Raw genomic sequence first — 20,004 nt, 5'->3', positions numbered from 1 at the left:
CTAATAATTATATGGAAAAAAACTCATTCATATTCAACACAAACCGATGCGTAGGCTGTAATGCTTGCGTGGCGGGTTGCAGCATAGAAAACGGAACCGATTTTCGTGTGAACTGGCGAGAGGTAAACACTGGAAACAAAATCAAACATCCGGGATTGCCTGTTTTCCATTTTTCATTGGCCTGTAACCATTGCGAGGATGCTCCTTGTATGAAGAACTGTCCGGCGCTGGCTTATACTAGAGATGAAAAAACGGGAGCCATCATTCATCATGCCGAGGCATGCATTGGTTGTACCTATTGCACCTGGGCTTGTCCGTACGATGCGCCAAAATTCAATCCGGCTAATAAGATCGTAGAGAAATGTAATTTCTGTGTGGATAGAATCTCAGGTGGGAAACGTCCTGCCTGTGTGGAAGCTTGTCCGGTAGGAGCACTTGACTTTGGGTTGTTGGACTTGAAAGAAGAAGATCGTGTGACACCAGGTTTTGTGGATATTGGTATCAAACCATCCATTCAATTGATACCACTTAGAGAAGAAAATGCGACACCCAAAGTAGAGAATACCGATAAGGTAGAAATCGATGAGAAAAAGATAGAGGAGTGGCTGCCAAAGCCAAAAGATAAGGTGGCTTTGGACAAGGAATGGACCTTGGTGCTGTTTACCATAGCAGTAGCAGAATTGGTAGCTTGGCAGGCAGCTCATTTGATGGGTGCCATAGGCATGCAGTTGATTCCTTTTGCCATAGTTTCTGTTTTGGCCATTGGATTAACATCGCTGCATATTGGAAAGAAAATGCGCATGTGGCGATTTATTCTCAACCTAAAAGGCTCTTGGTTAAGTAGAGAAATCTTCTCCTTTTCAGGATTCCTTGGGCTTACGGGTTTGCATCTGATTACAGGAAATATTTGGTTTGGAATTTTAGCTTTAGTTTTTGGGATTTGTAGTTTGATATCTGTTGATATGGTTTACAAATTCTTGACGCGAAAAGATGGTCTTCTAGTGCATTCAGGAATGGTAAGTCTTACAGGAATTTTGTTTTTTGTTTGGCTGATTGAGGTGCCGATTGTTATAGAACTTATAATTCTATTAAAAGGAAGTTTATACATTGGGAGGAAAATATCTTTACGTCTAATGAGATTGAAACATTTTCCAGCTCTTTCATTGCTAAGAACGCTCTGTTTATTAATTCCATATTTTCTGTTGGGTACGCAATGGGAATTGAGCTTAGCAATATCTTTAGCCATTATACTCGCCGGAGAAATTATCGATAGGGCAGAATTCTATTATGAATCAGATGTGATAACACCGGAGAAAGAATTACGATATTAAATAGTACAGACGCAAGGCCTTGCGTCTCGACATTATCACCATTATACTATGAAAAAAAACATCAACGCATCGCACACACCGCTTTACCGAGAAGCGGGATTCAACCTAAAAGATTCGAAAACCACCCAGAAAGCATTCGCGGCAGAATTGGATCATCCGCATGAGCCAGAGAATTACATCTATTCGCGCTATAGAAACCCAACTACGGTTGCAGTTGAGCAGCAAATTATGGAACTGGAAGGCTGCAAGTGGGCTTTGTTGGTAGAAACAGGAATGGCTGCCATTGACGTGGCAGTATCGGTTTTCCAAAAGGGAAAAGATACCAGACCATGGCTGTTCTTCCACGAAATTTATGGCGGCACCAATTCATTTATCGATACGGTTTTGATTAAGCGTCGCAACTTAGATGTGCACCGTTTTTATGCCAATGATGGGCTGTACGATTTCGAGGAATTGGAGCGCATGTTGAAGGAGATTCAACCAGAATTCCTGTATTTCGAAGCAGTTTCGAACCCGATGTTGATTGTGGCTGATGTGAAGCGAATCATGGAGTTGGCAAAGCAGTACGATTGCAAAATTATTGTAGACAACACCTTTGGAACTCCATATTTGTGGAAGCCATTAGTGGATGGAGCAGACCTTGTGATCCATTCGGCAACCAAATACATGAGCGGACATGGTAACATTACAGCCGGTGTAATTTGTGGTAACGATGAGGAGCTGATGAAGGAAGCCATTGAGTACCGAAAATGGGCAGGACACTTCCTTAGTCCTGATGATGCCTACCGTTTGGGAACGCAGTTGAAGAGCTTCGACCTGCGCTTTAAGCAGCATTGCGATAATGCACTTGCCTTGGCAGAATACCTGCAAAAACATCCTAAAATTGAAGAGGTATTGTACCCAGGATTGGAATCTCACCCAACCCGAAAAGAAGCTGTTGCCCTATTTGGCGACAAAGGCTTTGGTGGCATGGTCACCTTCGACATCAAGGGAGCATCGGACGAGGACAAACGCGAAAAATGCAACCGCTTTATAGCTGCCTTGGAAGATCATATTCCTTTGGTACCAACCCTTGGAGAAGTAGACACCATTCTTCTGCCGGTAGAACCTGTTTGGGGTGCCAAATATCCACTGCCGGGAACCATTCGATTATCGGTAGGAATTGAGAATATTGAGAAATTGAAGGGGTGGATTGATAAAGCTTTGGAGGAAATGTAAAAGAACAAAAGCTCACTGTAATGTGAGCTTTTGTTAGTGTTTCAAATTATTTTTTTGTAAAAAATTATTCTTTAATAAACTTGGAAGTTAAAATATTTGAATCAGATAACATCTTGATTGTGTATAAACCCTTAGGTAATTGAGAAATATTAACAGATAACTTACGTTGTTTTTTAAAATCATCTTTTAAAATAAGTTGTCCAATCGCGTTATGTATAGATAATTGAATGTTGTTAGAACTACCTTTTATTTCAATATTTATAAAATCTTTTGCAGGATTAGGATAAATGATAAAACTTTCTTTGTTTTTTGTTGGAGTAATAGAATTGGCAATAATTGAATAGCATTCAGAAATTTCCGTACAACCATTTTGAGTTATCATTACAGCATAATTTCCATTTTTTGAAGCAGTAAAAGTTTGATTTATTTCACCTTCAATTGGAATAAAATCCTCATTACATGTGCCCCATTGATATTTATCCGCAGTTTCAGTAGCAGTTAAGCTATATCCATCTTGATAAACTTTTGTATCCACAGAATTAACTATTAAATTAAGATTAACCGTGGAATCACATCCTAATTCAGATTGAAATACTTCGGTATATTCTCCGGATTCTGTTAGTGTTTGGGAACCAAAAATATACTTATTTCCATTACATATCTCAATTGTAGCTTCATTTGTTGTGGGAGTACAATTTTTGTAAATAAATACTAAACCTGAATTCTTCCCATGTAAATCATCCCATGGAGATCCTACAAAAAGATATTTTTTAGATATACCAACTCTTTCGCCAAAGCCATAATGATCATTTTCATTTGAAGAAAGAAACATTTCTGATTGTACGTATTCATCATTGTTAGATTTAAAAAGGAAGGCTTTTTTCCCTTGTGTACCGATAATTAGACTGTTTTCTAAAGCATCAATTTTTATTCCAAATCTATCATATTGAGATCTTTCATTTGATATTATCTTTTGTTTTTCCTCCCATTCCTTACTCTCTGGATTAAATTGAAAAAAGTATACAGAACCTGAATAATCAATTGCATTTTCATTTTCAGATCCACTTTCATCATCCATTGCACCAATAAAAAGTTTGTCATTAATTAATGATACATCGGAACCAAAACCATCATAAGTATCACGATCTTTCGCTGTTAAATTGTATTTTTCAACCCATTTTTTTGAATCATTTTGTTCATATACAAAAACTACTCCACCATAAAGATATGTATCTGAAACTCCTTCAGAAGTAGATGGTGATCCAATAACTAACCTTTTATCATCGATTGCTAGAGACAAAGTTGAACCTGATTGAAAACCATCAACAGAAATTTCCTGTTTTTTAACCCATTCATTTTCGTATTCAAATATATGAACTGTTCCTCTGGTAGCAATTGCAGCATAGTTTTCTGAAATACAAATATCACTTACTTCTTGTTGAAAATTAAAATGATTTACTATGCAATCTTCACCAAAATTATTTTCATCATTCATTTTTAATATATAAGCGTTATTATCATAGTTAGATCTGCCGCTTACTAACAAAAATGGTTTTGAGAAACTAATTAAACCACCAAAATGATCTTCAGAACCTAATGAATTTGGACGAATCTTTTGTTTTTGAACCCATGTGCCATTTTCACTTAATTTAAATAAGTAAACAGCTCCAATATCTGTTAAAGTACTTGTTCCTTTGTTTATATCATCTTCAAATGGAGCTCCTATTAATAATATATTTTTAGATATTGCAATAGAATTTCCAAACCAATCTTCAGTTTCAATGTCATAAGAAGTAAGTTTTTGAATTTCAGCGTAATTTTGATTAAATGCTATAAGGTTTATTAAAAGTAAAGTTGTAGTTAGAAATAGTTTTTTCATAAATAATTGGCGCATAAAGTTCTTTAGGTGTATTCCTAATATGATAAAAATAATAAATCACAATGAATATTAATTACTAATCTTCCCAAAGAATTATTTTAAATAAAACCAATGTCCATTGATACAATCCAATCATCCCACAAACAAAGCCCTATCGCCCCAATGCATATACCTATCTTGAGTTTTGATGTTGCTTTCGGCAAATTAATATGCCTATCGACTGTTTTGGTATTCCTATCGCCAAAATGAGGGGCCTATCGAGTAAATGGACTCACCTATCGCAAAAGAGCTCAACTATCGCAGGGGGTTCAGAAGGAATATAGGGATTAGTGGTAGAAGGCAGCATTAATGCTGTCTTTACATATTTTGTAAATCATCAGCAGCCAAACTTTATACTCCAGATTACTTACAACATACTCCTGCTTACAAAATGAGTCCCCTGATTAATGAATTCATACATCTGATATCCAAATCAAGCCTCCTGATTAAAAACAAGCCAGCAGATATAGACCTTTCAGAAGATTTTAATGCCAATTGTCAGTTCCTAATCCAGTTAGGCATAAATAGCTTCTGTTGCAGAAAATCACCTTCGGTTAGATGATTTTATGCTCCTGTTAGACTCATTACCCTCTAGTTAGCAAAACTACCCTTCAGTTAGGAGATAGACCAACAGATATAGGGCTTTCAGAAAGAGATGTCAGTTTTTATTATCGTACAGACGGCATTTATGCCGTCTCTGCAAAGAATCCCACAACAAAAAAGCCACGAAAAATCGTGGCTCTATATCATCTTTGTTCTTATTAAATAAGAATCTTCGTGCTATTTGTGAGAAACCGAAACTACTCTTTCAATGTCGGAGCATCATCCATTCTATCGATTAAGGCTTGCGGTAGTTTTTTCTTCACCTTAGCACCCAGCTCTCTAATTTTTTCTGCACTTCGAATTAGGTTACCACGACCTTCGGTTAGTTTGTTCATCGAGGTAGCATAGGTTTTCTTTGCCGTATCCATTTGTCTGCCCAGGCTGATCATATCATCAACAAAACCTACAAACTTGTCGTAAAGTGCTCCACCTTGGCGGGCAATTTCCAATACATTTCGGTTTTGATGTTCCTGCTTCCAGATAGAGGCAATGGTACGCAAGGTAGCCAATAGGGTAGAAGGACTCACAATTACAATTTTGTTTTCCCATGCATAATTAAACAATTCCTGGTCAGCTTGTACGGCCATGGCAAATGATGATTCGATTGGCACAAACATCAAAACAAAATCAGGAGAGTTTAATGCTTCTGAACTTTGGTAATGTTTATCGGCCAATTCCTTCACATGCGCTTTCATGGAAATAATGTGATCTTTCAAGAACTTGTCCTTGTCTTCTTCGCCGTTTGAATTTACAAATCGTTCGTATGCTACCAGCGAAACCTTCGAATCAACAATTACGTGTTTCTCTTCGGGCAAACGGATGATCACATCAGGGCGAATGGTCTGTCCTTCGCTATTCTGAGTTACTACTTCGCGCTCGTACTCTTCCCCTTTCGAAAGGCCCGAACGTTCTAGTATTCTTTCCAATACAACTTCGCCCCAGTTTCCCTGTTTCTTCACATCACCTTTTAGGGCTTTGGTTAGGTTATTGGCTTCATCACTAATCTTTGCATTCAGGTCATAAAGCTTTTTCACCTCCTCTTTCAGGCTGATTTTATCGCGCAATTCTTTATCGTAAGTTTCCTCAACCTTCTTTTCGAATGATGTCAGCTTTTCCTTGATTGGTCCAAGAATATCATCCATATTCTTCTGGTTCGAAGTAGTAAATTCTTTCGTGTTTTCCTTCAGGATTTTAGAGGCAATGTTTTCGAATTCGGTCGTGAACTTCTTTTGTAATTCTTCCAGTTCCTGCTTTTGGTTTTCCAAACGCTCTTCCAAATTCTTTCTTTCAGTTGCCGAAATAGATACCGAACGGGTTAGCTTTTCATTTTTCTCCCTTTCTTCGCCCAGTAAATTTACTATTTCCTCTTTTTCGCGTTTTATGTTATTTGCACGCTCTTCCAATATCGATAATTGGTGTGATAGTTCACTTTTTTCGGTGATAAAAGCATTTTCCTGCTTTAGTAATTCCTCACGATGCAGAGATGCTTGATGTGATATTTTTTTTCTGAGAATCAACCAGGCGATAATTACCCCTTTGGCAATTCCAATAGCGATGTATAAAAATTCCATTTCAATATTTTTTGATGTACAGACTACGTCTCTACGATAATCTAAACAGGTTTTTCGAATTCTTTCAATTCCATTACACCATTATCCAACACGGCATAGGTAAAGTGAGTTACCCAATCGCCAGTATTGATGTATCTGCTTTCGCCATTCAAATCGATATTGCAAGGCCAGTGGCGATGCCCGAAAATGAAATAGTCGAAATGTTCCTTTTTTAATTCATCTTTGGCATATAGCACCAACCATTCTTTGTCTTCCCCTCTAAATGTATCTGCTTCAATCTGACCGTTTTTGAGTCGGCTATGTCCCGACCAATTGTGAGCCAGCCAAATGGCAAAATTAGGATGGACTCTGGCAAAGACCCATTGCAGAAATTTATTCGTGAAAATCTTTTTCAGAATCTTATATCCTTTATCGTATGGCCCTAATCCATCGCCATGTCCTAAAAAGAATTTCTTACCCTGAAGTTCGGTTTTTACAATATCACGATGAACGATTACACCAGTTTCGCTTGGCAAATAATCGAACACCCATATGTCATGATTTCCGGTAAAGAAATGCACAGGAATTCCCGAATCGGTAATTTCGGCTAGCTTTCCTAATACGCGTGTAAATCCTCTTGGCACTGCACGTTTGTACTCAAACCAGAAATCGAAAATATCACCCATCAGGTAAATAGCTTCAGCATCTACTTTTACGGTATCCAACCATTTTACAAACAACAATTCGCGTTCGCGATTATTATTTAAAGCGGGAGCTCCCAAATGCACATCAGATGCGAAATAAATTTTTTTGTTTTTACTCATGAGAAAGTATCATATACTTAAAATGCCTAAAGTTTAAAAGTAGTGAAAATAAGTTTTCACCTTTGTACTTTAGGCACTTAATAATATTTTAGTTGTATTACTTTACGTATTCAGCAACTTTTTCTTCCAATCTTCTTGCAAAAAGATCTTTACCAACAATCTCACCTCTCTGGTCGATAAGATAGTTAGCAGGCACTCTTTGTACGTTTAACAAGCGAACCGCATAAGAACTTCCGTTTTCAACATCACAAACATTTGTCCAGTTCATGTTGTCTTCCTTAATAGCTTTTTTCCAAAGCTCTTCATCCTGATCAACAGAAATCTGGTAAATTCTTAATCCTTTGCTTTTATACTTGTCGTAGATTTTCTTAAGCGTTTTATTTTGCTTGCGAGAATTTGGATCTTGAGATGCCCAGAAACTCAACACAATAAATTTTCCTTTTAAAGATGAAAGAGCTACTTCCTTACCATTGGTGTCAGGTAATTTGATTTCAGGAAAACTAGCACCTTTTTCTTTAATCATTTTAACAATATTTAGGTTGGACATTCTCTTTTCAAGAGTTTTGTAGTTGGCTAAAATTGCTTTGGTATATTCATGTTCAGGGTAAAGTGCTCTCATCGATGAAGCTACAATTTTTACAAACTGAATGTCCTTGTTCTCATTTAAGGTGAAAGTATTATCATCAATTTTTTGATACAATGCCATGTAACTTGCTAAAGAAGTAGCATTTTGCATGATAAAATCGACAGAGAATTCTCTTTGTGCCTGAATAGCTTCAACATATTCTGCCACCAAATTTTGCGATACAGTTGAGAAATCAGCATCATTTTTCTTTTCTTCCAATTGCTTGCGGATATATGCAATTTTGGCCTTGGTAACATTTAAAGTATCATTAATCTGTTTTACCAATTTCGAACCTTTGGATCCTTCAACGATATATTTTTTATTCATGTTTTCGGCCTTGCTATACACCAACATATTATCATTTTCTTCTGCCAAAAGGGTAAGCAATTTACCGTTTGATAAGCGCAACAAATAAAATTCAGGCTGTGTAACGTTTAAATCAAATTCAAATCGACCTTCTTCGTCAAGTTTTACCGAATCAACAGTAGTTGTGCTGGCAACATGTAAATGATCCAAATATAAAGTTTTACCTTCTGCGTTATCGATTTTACCTTCGATGCTTACATTTCCTTTTTGGCCACAAGCCCAAAATAAAACTAGTGGAAGTACAAATAATAATTTTCTCATACTATGGATTAGATTGTGTTATTTAAACTGCTAAAATACTTGGTTTCGCTATCAAATAATTTATAATCAAAAGCTTTGGCTGATTTGATCTTAAGGTATCAAATTCTCAAAGCAAATGGGGCACGAAACTTCAGGCGGAAATTTACTAATAATTTCCTGTATAATCATTATCAACCAATGTGAGATATTGAAGGAATCGATCAGGTTCGGGAATTTTTCATATTTTTGCTTTCAGATAAAAAAGGTGAAATTTTCTGCCTCAATATAAAGATGGAATGGATGATTTAGTTTGAATTTCACCTGATACAATTGATATTACTGATGAAGATATATACGGATCTTAAAGATTTTTCTGCTCTAAACCCTGTGGTTACAATAGGAACTTTTGATGGAGTGCATTTGGGACATCGAAAAGTAATACGCCGTTTGCAGGAATTGGCGCATAAAGTGAATGGAGAAACCGTGATATTCACTTTTTATCCTCACCCACGCTTGGTATTGAGCGAAGAGAATAATGGATTACGATTAATCAATACACTGGAAGAGAAGAAGGTTTTGCTTGAGGCGGCTGGTATCGATCATTTGGTAATATATCCCTTTACCAAAGAGTTTTCGAAACTTTCGTATGTAGAATTTGTTGAGCAGATCTTGGTAAAGCAGTTGGGGATGAAATACCTTGTGGTTGGGTACGATCACCGTTTTGGTCATAACCGTGAAGGAAAGTACGAGGATTTAAAGGTGTTTGCTGATCAGTTGAACTTTAAAATAGAGCGCCAGGATGTTTTAAACATGGATGCCATTAATATTAGTTCCACTAAAATCCGTAAAGCCATTGGCGAAGGTGATATTAAAACTGCCAATAAATATTTAGGCTACCGATTCTTTATCAAGGGAGATGTGGTTGATGGGAAAAAATTAGGAAATAAAATAGGTTTCCCAACTGCCAATATTGATCCGCAGGAAAGTTACAAATTGGTTCCAAAAGATGGTGTTTATGCGGTTAAAGTTGATGTTGACGACAAGCGCTATTTGGGCATGTTGAATATTGGTGTTCGACCAACGGTAAACAATCAGTTGGACAACCGATCAATCGAAGTTCATATTCTTGATTTCGATCAGGACATTTACTACAAGAACATTACCATCCATTTCTACAAAAGAATTCGCAACGAGCAGTTTTTTGCATCAATTGATGAGCTAAAAGCCCAACTTGTAAAAGACAAAGAAGCGGTTGTTGAATTGTTAGGGAAATAAAATCTGTATTTATGGAGAGGCAAGGCCTTGCGTCTTTACTTTAAATCAGAAATGTAAAAAACAACCCCGAAGAAATTCCTCGGGGTCATTATTACTATTGAAATCAAATATTTAATTTTTACTAGCTTCAATCGGCTCATTCTGTTGATGATTAGAGCTAATTTTATCATTTTTTATTTCTGGTTTTGAATTAGATTCGTTAATAAGTTTATGTGGAATTCTCATTCCATAGAAAGAGCGATACACAAAGAATAAGCCTATAATCAAGAATAATGTTCCAATGTAAGGTGCAATATTTGTTGCCCCGGTTTTATCAGCTTTAACAATTAATTCTATGGCAATTTCTGCAGCCAACAATCCAAATAAAGTTGAAAACTTAATAATTGGATTTAACGCAACGGAAGTAGTATCCTTGTAAGGATCACCAACTGTATCACCTACGATAGTTGCATCGTGAAGAGGAGTGTTTTTCTCTTTCAAGTCAACCTCAACCACTTTTTTGGCGTTATCCCATGCACCACCGGCATTTGCCATATACATTGCCTGGAATAGACCAAAAATGGCAATAGAAATCAGGTAAGCCACAAAGAAGTTCGGGCTAAAGAATGCGAATGCCAAAGTTAAACTTAGAATTACGGCAAAAATATTCCACATTCCTGTTTGTGCATATTGAGTACAGATCTTTACAACATTTTTAGAATCTTCAATATCAGCTTCAGTTTTGTCCAGATTGATATTTTTCTTGATGTATTCAACCGCACGATAAGCTCCGGTAGTAACTGCCTGCATTGATGCACCAGAGAACCAGAAAATTACTGCACCACCTGTAATTAAACCTAGAATAACAGAAGGATCGGTTAATTGAATTTGTAATAATGATTCTCCTGTAGAAAGAACAGTTCCTTTCAAAAGTAAGATAATGGCGAAAATCATGGTTGTAGCACCAATTACGGCAGTACCAATTAATACAGGCTTAGCCGTAGCTTTAAATGTATTTCCTGCCGAATCGTTTTCTTCCAAATTGTGCTTTCCAGTTTCAAAATTGGGTTCGAAACCAAAGTCTTCGCTAATCTCTTTTTTAATATTTGGAATTTTTTCGATTTGCGATAATTCAAAAACAGATTGTGCATTATCGGTTACCGGACCATAGCTGTCAACAGCAATGGTTACAGGTCCCATACCTAAGAAACCAAAGGCAACCAAACCAAAAGCAAAAATCCCTGGATACTCACCAAAAATTGCAATATCTTGAACAGTGTAGAATGCAATAGCCATTAAAGCCATCATAACCATTCCCTTCCAGAAAGCAGAAAAGTTACCAGCTACCATACCTGAGAGTATAGTAAGAGATGCTCCACCTTCACGAGAAGCAGTTACAACTTCCTGTACATGGCGAGAACCAGAACTGGTAAAAGCTTTGGTTAATTCGGGAATTACAGCTGCTGCGAGTGTACCACAAGAAATAATAGTAGATAATTTCCACCACAATCCTTCCGGAAGATCAGAAATCAGTACATAACTTAAAGCATATGTAACTACAATTGAAATAATTGATGTAATCCATACCAAAGCAGTTAAAGGAGCTTCAAAATTGAATTTATCTAGTTTGCTGTATCTAGCTTTTGCGATAGCTTGATTAACCAGATATGCAAATACCGATGTGAAAATCATTAAGACACGCATTGCAAAAATCCATACAATCAATGTAGATGCGAACCCAACATTAGGAATCAAACCAGTTTCACCAAACATTAAAATGATGAAGGTAATCAATGCCACACCAGTTACACCATAAGTTTCAAAACCATCAGCAGTTGGTCCTACGCTATCACCAGCGTTGTCACCTGTACAATCAGCAATTACACCAGGATTTCTTGGATCATCTTCGCCAATTTTAAATACGATCTTCATTAAATCTGCTCCAATATCAGCAATTTTTGTAAAGATACCACCAGCAATTCTAAGGGCAGAAGCACCAAGAGATTCCCCAATTGCAAAACCAACGAAACATGCACCAGCACTTTCGCCAGGAATGAAAAGAAGGATGGCAATCATCATGATTAGCTCAACGCAAATTAATAGTAAACCAACACTCATACCAGCCTGAAGCGGAATAGACATTACGTCGAAAGGCTTTTTCTTTAGTGCAGCGAAAGAAGTTCTACTGTTTGCATAGGTGTTAATTCTGATTCCGAACCATGCAACTCCATATGAACCAAGTATACCAAGAACGGTCCATAGAAGAATCAGTAATGTTTTTGGAATGCTTAAATCAGACAATGCCAGAAAGTAATAGCCAATAGCTACCCCAATGATCACGAAAAGAATAATCAGGAATTTACCTTGCTGCAACAAATAGGTTTTACAGGTTTCGTAAATAATATTTGAAACTTTTGCCATCGATTTGTGCGTTGGAAGCTTTTTAATGCGATTAAACTGCACCATCCCAAACAATAAACCCAAGGCAATAATGATAATTCCGTAGAGGAGCAAGTCCCAGCCATTCATGCCTCCAATTCCATCAAAGACACTTTGTCTTAAATCCGGAACTACCAAATCGGCTTCACTTGCGAAAGATGCGAACGGCGCACACAAAACCCCGAACACAAGTAGTAATAATGCTTTCTTCATAAGATTAAAAAATTAATTTGAATAGGTGAATTTCCTTTCAAATTATGCATTATTGTTTACCGAGTCAAGGCTTTTTTATAGAAATGTGCAATCAGAAAAACTTTCGTTGATTTGCTTTGTATACTGATTTTGTTATATTTATGATGTCAAAATTAGTTCTGTTGCAAATGGGACTAATTTTTTTGTGTCTTTTACATACTGATTAGTTGTAAATCCTAAGAATATTACCAGATACACTGGTTCGGTATGATTTTAATGGATATTTTGCAACAGACTCACTGGTTGGGTAAGCTCCATTAGAAAATAAAAACTCACTGTTACATATCGGACATTTACATGCACCACTCCATTGTGTATTATCATTTGGATCATTTAATTCAACATGTTCATCGGCTTCAACATCATGAGGACAAGTTGCGTCATAGGCATAATATTGATCATTTGCTCTATATATAAATATGCCATGCCCTTTATATCCTAAAGAATTACCATTATTAAAATCAAAATACTTGGCAGAGTTGTTAGTTAAATCATTGAGGTATGTGAGTTCGAATTCTGTGCTAATTTTTTTATAAGGTACTACTTCGTTAATATCTACAGAATCGGAACTACATGAACAAATACTTATGCACAATGAAAATAAAACGAAAAAATATAGTAAATTTGATTTGTTGACTGACATAATTTTATTGTTTGCATTAATAAACGCAGGTTGATCCTGATTATTATTGTGAAAGCGTAAAACTAACAATTAAATATCAGAACTCTCATGGATGAAGGATGGGGAAATATAATATATCTGATCATATTAGCGATTGTAGGAATTTTTAGTTCTATCAAAAAGAACAAAAAGAAGCCTGTTCCAATTTCTCCGCCCGATGATGGAGAAATTGCCCAACAATCAGCTCCTCAAGCTACAAAGCCACAAAACGATTTTGAATCGGTATTTGAAGCTTTGTTGGGGCAGCAAACGCCAGAACCATATCAAGAGGAAGAAGAATGGGAAACAGAAGCTCCAATTGCGGAACAGGAAGTAGTTTTAGATTCAGTTCCAGAACAGAAAGATCCTCGAGAGAGTAGTATAGAATATAATGAGAAGCGACAAATTTCAACATTCGATGCTTTAAAAAATCTCTATCAGGAAGAAGAGGAAGAGGAGGAAGACAATAGGGAGGAAATTGATTGGCGTCAGGCAATAATTTACAAGGAAATTTTAGAGAGAAAGTACAATTAGTTTTATTTTTTAGTACTTTTATAAGTCCCAGTTTATACCGTATAAAAAGGAGCATAAATATAAATTTGTATATTTGTATTCCTGAAGAGTTCCGAGAAGTCGGGATTCTTTTTGTTTTATAGGTCTTTGGTGATCTGGAAATTAAGAAATCAAGAAAAAATAAATAGGAGGATATTATGTCTGGTTATTCATATGTGACAGCAGATGGTTTAAAAAAACTAAGAGAAGAATTGGAGCAGCTTGAGAATATTGAGCGTCCAAAAATTTCAAAGCAAATTGGTGAAGCGATTGACAAGGGGGACTTGTCGGAAAATGCTGAGTACGATGCAGCAAAAGAAGCTCAAGGTTTGTTGGAAGCAAAAATTGCTCAGTTGAGAGGAGTTATTGCCAACAGTAGAGTCATTGATGAAACAAAAATTGATACATCAAAGGTTCAGATGATGAACAAAGTTACGATCAAGAATCAGAAAAATGGTGCTGTGATGACTTACACTTTGGTGTCGGAAAGTGAAGCTGACTTTAAAAAAGGTAAGCTTTCTATCAATACTCCAATTGCGAAAGGTTTAATTGGAAAGAAAGTTGGTGATGTAGTGGATATTCAAGTTCCTAATGGAATTATTCCTTTCGAAATCATCGAAATTTCTATCTAATAGAAACAAATTGAAAACTTCTTAATACAGATAAAATGGCTTCAATATTCACAAAAATAGTTCAAGGTGAGATTCCTTGCCATAAAATTGCAGAAGACGACAAGTACTTTGCATTTTTAGATATTAGCCCTTTGGCAAAAGGTCATACATTGGTAATTCCAAAGCAAGAAGTTGATTACATTTTTGATTTGGAAGATGATGTGTTAGCAGGTTTAAATGTATTTGCAAAAAAGATTGCCAAAGCAATTGACAAAAGTGTAGAATGTAAACGTGTTGGTGTTGCTGTTATCGGTCTGGAAGTTCCACATACACACATCCACTTGGTGCCATTGAATAATATTGGAGATTTAAATTTTGACAATCCTAAATTGTCTCCAAGCCAAGAAGAACTGGCCGAAGTTGCTGAAGCAATTCGCAAGAATTTAGATTAAGAGAATATTTTATATATAGGAAAGCCGCTTAAAAAGCGGCTTTTTTTCGTTTAAGGAACTATTTTTTCACTCGATTTGGATTGCTTTTTATAAAATCGGCCCATGAGCTGGATTTTTTCGTAGTTACCAATGCATTGTCCTGAAAAAAGTGACAAAGCGCAATTGCTATGGCATCCGATTCATCAGGATTTTGAGGAAAATCTTTCAACTTAAAATAACGCTGAAGAATTACCGCCAATTGTTCTTTCGATGCTGTTCCTGTACCTGTAATTGCCAGCTTAATTTTTCGTGGAGCATATTCAAAAATTGGGATGTTGCGCTGCAAAGCGGCAGCAATGGCAACACCTTGTGCACGACCCAATTTCAACATCGACTGAATATTTTTACCAAAAAACTGAGATTCAATGGCCAATTCATCCGGATGGTATTCGTCTATAACTTGTAATGTGCGTTGAAATATCTTTTGAAGCTTAATATAGGGATCGCCAATTTTTTTCAAATCAAGAACTCCCGAAACCAAGATTTCAGGTTTTCTGTTTACCACTCTAATTAATCCGTAACCCATTAAATTGGTTCCCGGATCAATTCCCATAATTATTCTGTCGTTACTCAATTGAATTGGATTTTTGAACAAGTTTTTGCAGTACAATTCCAGCTATAATAAGAACCAAGCCTGCCAGTGTACTAATATAGATAGATTCTCCGAGAATCAGATTAATAAATATTAATGAGGCAAAGGGGCTCAAGAAAACCAGGTGGCCAATTCTATCGGTTGAAACGGTTAATTTCATAGCTTTCAGCCAAAGTACATAGGCAATTCCACATTCAACAATCCCAATGTAAATTCCAGCCAATAAAGGTTTGGTGTCGGGAAGTGTGAGATCAGAAAATAGTGCTATGGTTAGCAGAATGTAAATGAATCCAAAAATGAAGTTCAAAAATAGCTTGGCAACTTCTTCTCGCTTATCTCTTACATTATAAATCCAATACAAAGCCCAGAAAATCGAACTTCCAATTGCCAATAATACTCCAAAAGGATCTGGCGTTTGCAAGGAAGCAAATGAGCCTTTATTAGCAATTACAACCACTCCTGCGAAGCTGACCAGTATGCATAGAATACTTTTAATTCCAATTTTCTGTTTTAGCAAAGGAATCGAAAGCAAAACCAAAGTAATTGGCCAGATGTAATTCAAGCTCATTGCAAATTGAGCAGGCAAAATGGCATAGGCCTTTAGTAAAACCAGGTAGTATAAATACGGATTTAATAAGCCTAAAATAGCTGAGCTGAAATAATGCTTTTTACTTACCTTAAAACTGTTTGATAATTGATTTTTCAACATCAATAAAACAGAAAGAAAAATAAGAGCAGTACCTGATGAAATTAAAAGCAAGTGCAGAAAGTCCATACCTTTTAAAGCAAACTTAAATGCCGTTGCTACTGTAGACCAACATAGAATGGCCAGTAGTGCGTAAGTATATGCCTTTTTCTGCTGCTTCAAGTGGTTGTATTTAAGCTTCTTGCAAAAGAGAAGAAAAAGTGATTACCTGGTTTTGAAATCTGGCATTAAAAACCGCTTTGGTTCTTGGCTCAAAACTATTGATGTATTTTTCCAACTGTTCGCGAGTTTTGAATAAAAGCTGCAAAGAATAAGTCATTCCGCCATCTTCTTGTGCAACCATTACTTTGCAAAAATAGTTGTTCGAGAAAGTACCGGTTTCCTTTAAAAGAGGAATAAACTTCGTTTTCATCCACTCTACAAAAACAGACTCTAGTTCCTGTTCAAGCAAATAGCTTGTATTGTATAATAACATATCGTATATCTTTAAAAGTCGCGCAAATTTATAAAAATCTATCGCAAAGCATTAACCCTTTGTCTGGCTTCAACGGAAAAAATACTATCTGGATAATCTGTAATAATTGATTTGTAACAATCTAAAGCAGCAGTTGAATTTTGCATTTTTTCAAGTAGTTTTCCTTTTCGGAACAATGCCTTATCCGCAATTGAATCCCAAGGGTGGTCGGTAATTATCTTTTCAAGATTTTCCAAAGCTTCATCCAGTTTATTCAGCTGCAAATAGATTTCATATTTTTTAAAATATACTTCGTCTACCAGGCTATGGGCAGGTTGATTTCTAATCAACTCATCCAATTTGCTCAAGGCTTCATCTTCTTTTTTCTGTAAGAGTAAAAACTCAGCTTCAGCGTAAGTTTTCATTGCTGTGTAACTTGTATCTAATGTAGTATTATCACTAATTAACTGCGATAAAGCAATTGCATCATTGGCAATTAATTTTGAGGTGCTCCCCTTAAGGGCATCCAACTGTGCCTTTGCCCATTTCAATTCACCCATATAGTATGAAACCTTAGCCTTTTTAAACTTTGCCTCGTAGCCTATGGTGTTGTTTTTATTGGCTTTTTCAATCTGAGAATAGAGTAGAATGGCATCCCATTTTTCATCGGCAAACAATTTAATATCTGCCAGTTCCATTTTAATTTCTGATTTAAATTGTGGGTGAATGTTTCGATTTTTTAGAACAGCTTCAAGTTTTTCAATCGCTTCATCGCTTTGATTTAGGTAAGCCGATAATATGTGAGCATGTCTAACAATTGCTTTGCTTGTTTGTCCAATATTTTTTTCCTGGTTTAAGAATTCATCATACGAAGAAGCCAGATTTTTCCACTCTTCTAATGAGCCGTTTTGGCTTTCCTTTAACTGCAAAAATTTGGTTTCTAAATATTCTGTTTTGGCTTTAAAATAGTTTGAAGCTTCAGTACCTTTATTAATAACAATCTGAAAAGCTTCCAATGCCGTTTCGAAATCTTTATATGTTCTTGCTGTATAAGCTAAAGACATTATGCGAAATCCATCTTCCTTTTTTATTAAGTCGATAGATCTGGCTTGTGCCAAGGCAGGTTTAAACTGCTTTTTTTGCATAAAGTACCATTGCAATAATTCTTTCAGAGCAAAATTGTCAGGTTCTGTCTGCATTTTATTCAATAACTGATTTCTGATAATTGGATCAAGGCTTGAATCAATATCCTGAGCAAGTGCAGATTGAAGTCGATTTTGTACAGTGCTAACTTTGGTTGGATCAATGGATACACCAATTAAAAATTCACTAACCATTTTTTCAAAATCTCTTTGATAGAGATAGATGTTTCCCAATTCTATATGATAAAGATGTGGTTGCTTTAACAGTTCTCGTCCTCTTTCATATGCTTTGACAGCAAACTCATATTCACGTTTGGAAATAAATGCATTGGCAATGCCATTAATATCAACCTTAATTGGCTTTAGTTTTTGTAATGCTTTATTGTATTGCTTTATAGCTTCTTCTTTCTGATTCCATTTTTTATAGACATAACCCAAACTAATAATGAAACTGTTATCATTTGGGTTCTTTCGCACCTGTTTCTTTACAAAACTTTCTGCATCCTTAAATTCTTCCAAAGCAATCAAACAATCTACATAGTAGTTGTAATAGGTTTTTGATTTTGTAACATCGTACAAGTCGTAGAAAAGTGTAGAAGCAGGTTTGTACTCTTTGTCGCGAAAGTATTTAAACGCCAACTGGCTTCCCGATTGAATGTTTAATTGACCAAAAGTAGATAGGCAGGTTGATAGCAGTGAAATCAGTAATATGCTTGTTAGTATCTTTTTCAAAATGAAATTTTTATTGATTCAGTACCATAAAAATAAAAAAAAGCCCGACTTTTAGGTTCGGGCTTTAGCAAATATTTTGATAATCGATTAGTCGATCATGTCAAATCCTGTGTAAGGAACCAATGCTTTAGGAACTTTAATTCCTTCCGGCGTTTGGTGATTTTCCAACAATGCAGCTACAATTCTTGGCAAAGCCAATGCACTACCATTTAATGTATGAGCCAATTGTGGTTTTTTCATGTCCTTATCCTTAAATCTTAATTTCAAGCGGTTTGCCTGGTATGATTCGAAGTTAGAAACAGAGCTAACCTCTAACCATTTATCCTGAGCAGCTGAGTACACTTCAAAATCAAAAGTTAAAGCAGCAGTAAAGCTGGTATCGCCACCACACAAACGCAACAAGCGATATGGTAATTCTAACTTTTGAATAATGCTTTCAACATGATTTACCATGCCTTCTAATGCTTCGTATGATTTTTCAGGATGTTGCAATTGTACAATTTCAACTTTATCGAATTGGTGCAAGCGGTTCAAACCACGAACATCTTTTCCGTACGAACCAGCTTCTCTTCTAAAACAAGCCGAGTATGCTGTATTCTTAACCGGAAAATCTTCTCCTTTTAAAATTACATCGCGATAAATGTTTGTAACCGGAACCTCAGCAGTTGGAATCAAGTACAAATTATCTTCTGTAACATGGTACATTTGTCCTTCCTTATCAGGTAACTGACCTGTGCCGTATCCCGAATCTTCGTTCACTACCAATGGAGGAATTACTTCTTCGTAACCAGCCTTGCGGTTTTCATCCAGGAAGAAATTGATTAAAGCTCTTTGAAGAATAGCACCTTTACCACGATAAAGCGGGAAACCAGCACCAGTAATCTTCACACCCAAATCGAAATCGATCAAGTTGTATTTTTTTGCCAATTCCCAGTGAGGAATTGCATCAGGAGCTAAGCTTGGAGCTTCACCAACACTTTTTTCGATTACATTGTCTTCTTCACCTTTACCTGCAGGAACCGATGAATGAGGAATATTAGGAATCTGCAATAGCAAATTGTTTAATTCTTCAACAATGGAAGTTTGCTTGGAGTTTAATTCAGCAATGGAGTTTTTCAACTCACCCGTTTTAGCTTTTGCTGCATTAGCTTCTTCAGCCTTTCCACTTTTAAAAAGCATACCAATCTCTTTCGACAAGCTGTTCATTTCTGCCTGAGTTGCATCCTGTTCCGCTTGAGTAGCTTTTCTTTTTTCATCAAGATCAATAATTTTTCCGATAATTTCAGTAGCATCGAAATTTTTGATCTTTAAAGCCTTAATGGCTTCCTCTTGATTTTCCTGTAAATATTTTAGGCTTAGCATCTATTATCTTTTGTTGATGATTATTCCTGATTTTTATGAAAGTGTAAAAATAAAAAAATCTCCTGTCTTTATACCTTGATA

Annotated in this window: 17 protein-coding genes; 6 read left to right on the top strand and 11 right to left on the bottom strand. The window is 36.1% G+C overall.

Annotated elements, in window-relative coordinates:
* Positions 1-11: 11 nt before the first annotated feature.
* Positions 12-1,331 carry a 4Fe-4S dicluster domain-containing protein gene (locus tag M0051_RS14580; RefSeq protein ID WP_306742236.1) on the top strand — a complete coding sequence of 440 codons (1,320 nt, stop codon included), beginning with the start codon at positions 12-14 and terminating at the stop codon, positions 1,329-1,331.
* Between the two features lie 48 nt (positions 1,332-1,379).
* Positions 1,380-2,549: a PLP-dependent aspartate aminotransferase family protein gene (locus M0051_RS14575; RefSeq protein ID WP_306742235.1), complete on the top strand. Its 1,170-nt coding sequence runs from the start codon at positions 1,380-1,382 to the stop codon at positions 2,547-2,549.
* Between the two features lie 64 nt (positions 2,550-2,613).
* Here the strand turns inward: M0051_RS14575 and M0051_RS14570 are convergent, their stop codons facing one another.
* The 4 genes from M0051_RS14570 to M0051_RS14555 form a co-directional block, all read right to left on the bottom strand.
* On the bottom strand, positions 2,614-4,428 hold the full coding sequence (locus M0051_RS14570) for a T9SS type A sorting domain-containing protein (RefSeq protein ID WP_306742234.1): 1,815 nt from the start codon (positions 4,426-4,428) through the stop codon (positions 2,614-2,616).
* An 839-nt stretch (positions 4,429-5,267) separates the two neighbouring features.
* Positions 5,268-6,641 carry a DNA recombination protein RmuC gene (gene rmuC / locus M0051_RS14565; protein WP_306742233.1) on the bottom strand — a complete coding sequence of 458 codons (1,374 nt, stop codon included), beginning with the start codon at positions 6,639-6,641 and terminating at the stop codon, positions 5,268-5,270.
* A 41-nt stretch (positions 6,642-6,682) separates the two neighbouring features.
* Complete coding sequence (locus M0051_RS14560) at positions 6,683-7,444, bottom strand: UDP-2,3-diacylglucosamine diphosphatase (RefSeq protein WP_306742232.1); 762 nt, start codon at positions 7,442-7,444, stop codon at positions 6,683-6,685.
* A gap of 97 nt (positions 7,445-7,541) precedes the next feature.
* Positions 7,542-8,696 carry a TlpA disulfide reductase family protein gene (locus M0051_RS14555; RefSeq protein ID WP_306742231.1) on the bottom strand — a complete coding sequence of 385 codons (1,155 nt, stop codon included), beginning with the start codon at positions 8,694-8,696 and terminating at the stop codon, positions 7,542-7,544.
* Positions 8,697-9,017: 321 nt separating this feature from the next.
* On the opposite strand from M0051_RS14555, the gene M0051_RS14550 reads away from it, so the two are divergent.
* Entirely contained in the window at positions 9,018-9,950 is a 933-nt protein-coding gene (locus tag M0051_RS14550; RefSeq protein ID WP_306742230.1) for a bifunctional riboflavin kinase/FAD synthetase, read from the top strand.
* Between the two features lie 111 nt (positions 9,951-10,061).
* Here the strand turns inward: M0051_RS14550 and M0051_RS14545 are convergent, their stop codons facing one another.
* The gene (locus M0051_RS14545) at positions 10,062-12,581 is read right to left on the bottom strand and encodes a sodium-translocating pyrophosphatase (protein ID WP_306742229.1); all 2,520 of its coding nucleotides are present in this window, start codon (positions 12,579-12,581) and stop codon (positions 10,062-10,064) included.
* 202 nt (positions 12,582-12,783) lie between these two features.
* Complete coding sequence (locus M0051_RS14540) at positions 12,784-13,263, bottom strand: hypothetical protein (protein ID WP_306742228.1); 480 nt, start codon at positions 13,261-13,263, stop codon at positions 12,784-12,786.
* Positions 13,264-13,350: 87 nt separating this feature from the next.
* Between M0051_RS14540 and M0051_RS14535 the strand changes: the two genes are divergently transcribed.
* From M0051_RS14535 to M0051_RS14525, 3 genes are all read left to right on the top strand, one after another.
* The gene (locus M0051_RS14535) at positions 13,351-13,815 is read left to right on the top strand and encodes a hypothetical protein (RefSeq protein ID WP_306742227.1); all 465 of its coding nucleotides are present in this window, start codon (positions 13,351-13,353) and stop codon (positions 13,813-13,815) included.
* A gap of 176 nt (positions 13,816-13,991) precedes the next feature.
* Entirely contained in the window at positions 13,992-14,465 is a 474-nt protein-coding gene (gene greA / locus M0051_RS14530; RefSeq protein WP_110361193.1) for a transcription elongation factor GreA, read from the top strand.
* 35 nt (positions 14,466-14,500) lie between these two features.
* The gene (locus tag M0051_RS14525) at positions 14,501-14,896 is read left to right on the top strand and encodes an HIT family protein (RefSeq protein WP_306742226.1); all 396 of its coding nucleotides are present in this window, start codon (positions 14,501-14,503) and stop codon (positions 14,894-14,896) included.
* 58 nt (positions 14,897-14,954) lie between these two features.
* Here the strand turns inward: M0051_RS14525 and ruvC are convergent, their stop codons facing one another.
* From ruvC to serS, 5 genes are all read right to left on the bottom strand, one after another.
* The gene (gene ruvC / locus M0051_RS14520; RefSeq protein ID WP_306742225.1) at positions 14,955-15,509 is read right to left on the bottom strand and encodes a crossover junction endodeoxyribonuclease RuvC; all 555 of its coding nucleotides are present in this window, start codon (positions 15,507-15,509) and stop codon (positions 14,955-14,957) included.
* On the bottom strand, positions 15,502-16,395 hold the full coding sequence (locus tag M0051_RS14515; RefSeq protein WP_306742224.1) for a DMT family transporter: 894 nt from the start codon (positions 16,393-16,395) through the stop codon (positions 15,502-15,504). Before M0051_RS14515 ends, ruvC begins: the two co-directional genes overlap by 8 nt.
* Before the next feature lie 10 nt (positions 16,396-16,405).
* Positions 16,406-16,708 carry a DUF4286 family protein gene (locus tag M0051_RS14510; RefSeq protein WP_306742223.1) on the bottom strand — a complete coding sequence of 101 codons (303 nt, stop codon included), beginning with the start codon at positions 16,706-16,708 and terminating at the stop codon, positions 16,406-16,408.
* Between the two features lie 38 nt (positions 16,709-16,746).
* The gene (locus tag M0051_RS14505; protein WP_306742222.1) at positions 16,747-18,561 is read right to left on the bottom strand and encodes a tetratricopeptide repeat protein; all 1,815 of its coding nucleotides are present in this window, start codon (positions 18,559-18,561) and stop codon (positions 16,747-16,749) included.
* 87 nt (positions 18,562-18,648) lie between these two features.
* Complete coding sequence (gene serS, locus M0051_RS14500; protein WP_306742221.1) at positions 18,649-19,923, bottom strand: serine--tRNA ligase; 1,275 nt, start codon at positions 19,921-19,923, stop codon at positions 18,649-18,651.
* Positions 19,924-20,004: the final 81 nt, after the last annotated feature.

Origin of the sequence: Marinifilum sp. D714, assembly GCF_030851345.1 — a bacterium.
Classification (GTDB): Bacteria; Bacteroidota; Bacteroidia; order Bacteroidales; family Marinifilaceae; genus Marinifilum.
Note: the sequence above shows the minus strand (reverse complement) of the source record. Positions and strands in the feature narration are given on the sequence as shown.

Bases quoted from the DNA above. Each gene is read 5' to 3' on its own strand.
- M0051_RS14580 (WP_306742236.1), top strand. From the start codon at position 12: ATGGAAAAAAACTCATTCATATTCAACACAAACCGATGCGTAGGCTGT.
- M0051_RS14575 (WP_306742235.1), top strand. From the start codon at position 1,380: ATGAAAAAAAACATCAACGCATCGCACACACCGCTTTACCGAGAAGCG.
- M0051_RS14570 (WP_306742234.1), bottom strand. From the start codon at position 4,428: ATGAAAAAACTATTTCTAACTACAACTTTACTTTTAATAAACCTTATA.
- rmuC (WP_306742233.1), bottom strand. From the start codon at position 6,641: ATGGAATTTTTATACATCGCTATTGGAATTGCCAAAGGGGTAATTATC.
- M0051_RS14560 (WP_306742232.1), bottom strand. From the start codon at position 7,444: ATGAGTAAAAACAAAAAAATTTATTTCGCATCTGATGTGCATTTGGGA.
- M0051_RS14555 (WP_306742231.1), bottom strand. From the start codon at position 8,696: ATGAGAAAATTATTATTTGTACTTCCACTAGTTTTATTTTGGGCTTGT.
- M0051_RS14550 (WP_306742230.1), top strand. From the start codon at position 9,018: ATGAAGATATATACGGATCTTAAAGATTTTTCTGCTCTAAACCCTGTG.
- M0051_RS14545 (WP_306742229.1), bottom strand. From the start codon at position 12,581: ATGAAGAAAGCATTATTACTACTTGTGTTCGGGGTTTTGTGTGCGCCG.
- M0051_RS14540 (WP_306742228.1), bottom strand. From the start codon at position 13,263: ATGTCAGTCAACAAATCAAATTTACTATATTTTTTCGTTTTATTTTCA.
- M0051_RS14535 (WP_306742227.1), top strand. From the start codon at position 13,351: ATGGATGAAGGATGGGGAAATATAATATATCTGATCATATTAGCGATT.
- greA (WP_110361193.1), top strand. From the start codon at position 13,992: ATGTCTGGTTATTCATATGTGACAGCAGATGGTTTAAAAAAACTAAGA.
- M0051_RS14525 (WP_306742226.1), top strand. From the start codon at position 14,501: ATGGCTTCAATATTCACAAAAATAGTTCAAGGTGAGATTCCTTGCCAT.
- M0051_RS14510 (WP_306742223.1), bottom strand. From the start codon at position 16,708: ATGTTATTATACAATACAAGCTATTTGCTTGAACAGGAACTAGAGTCT.
- serS (WP_306742221.1), bottom strand. From the start codon at position 19,923: ATGCTAAGCCTAAAATATTTACAGGAAAATCAAGAGGAAGCCATTAAG.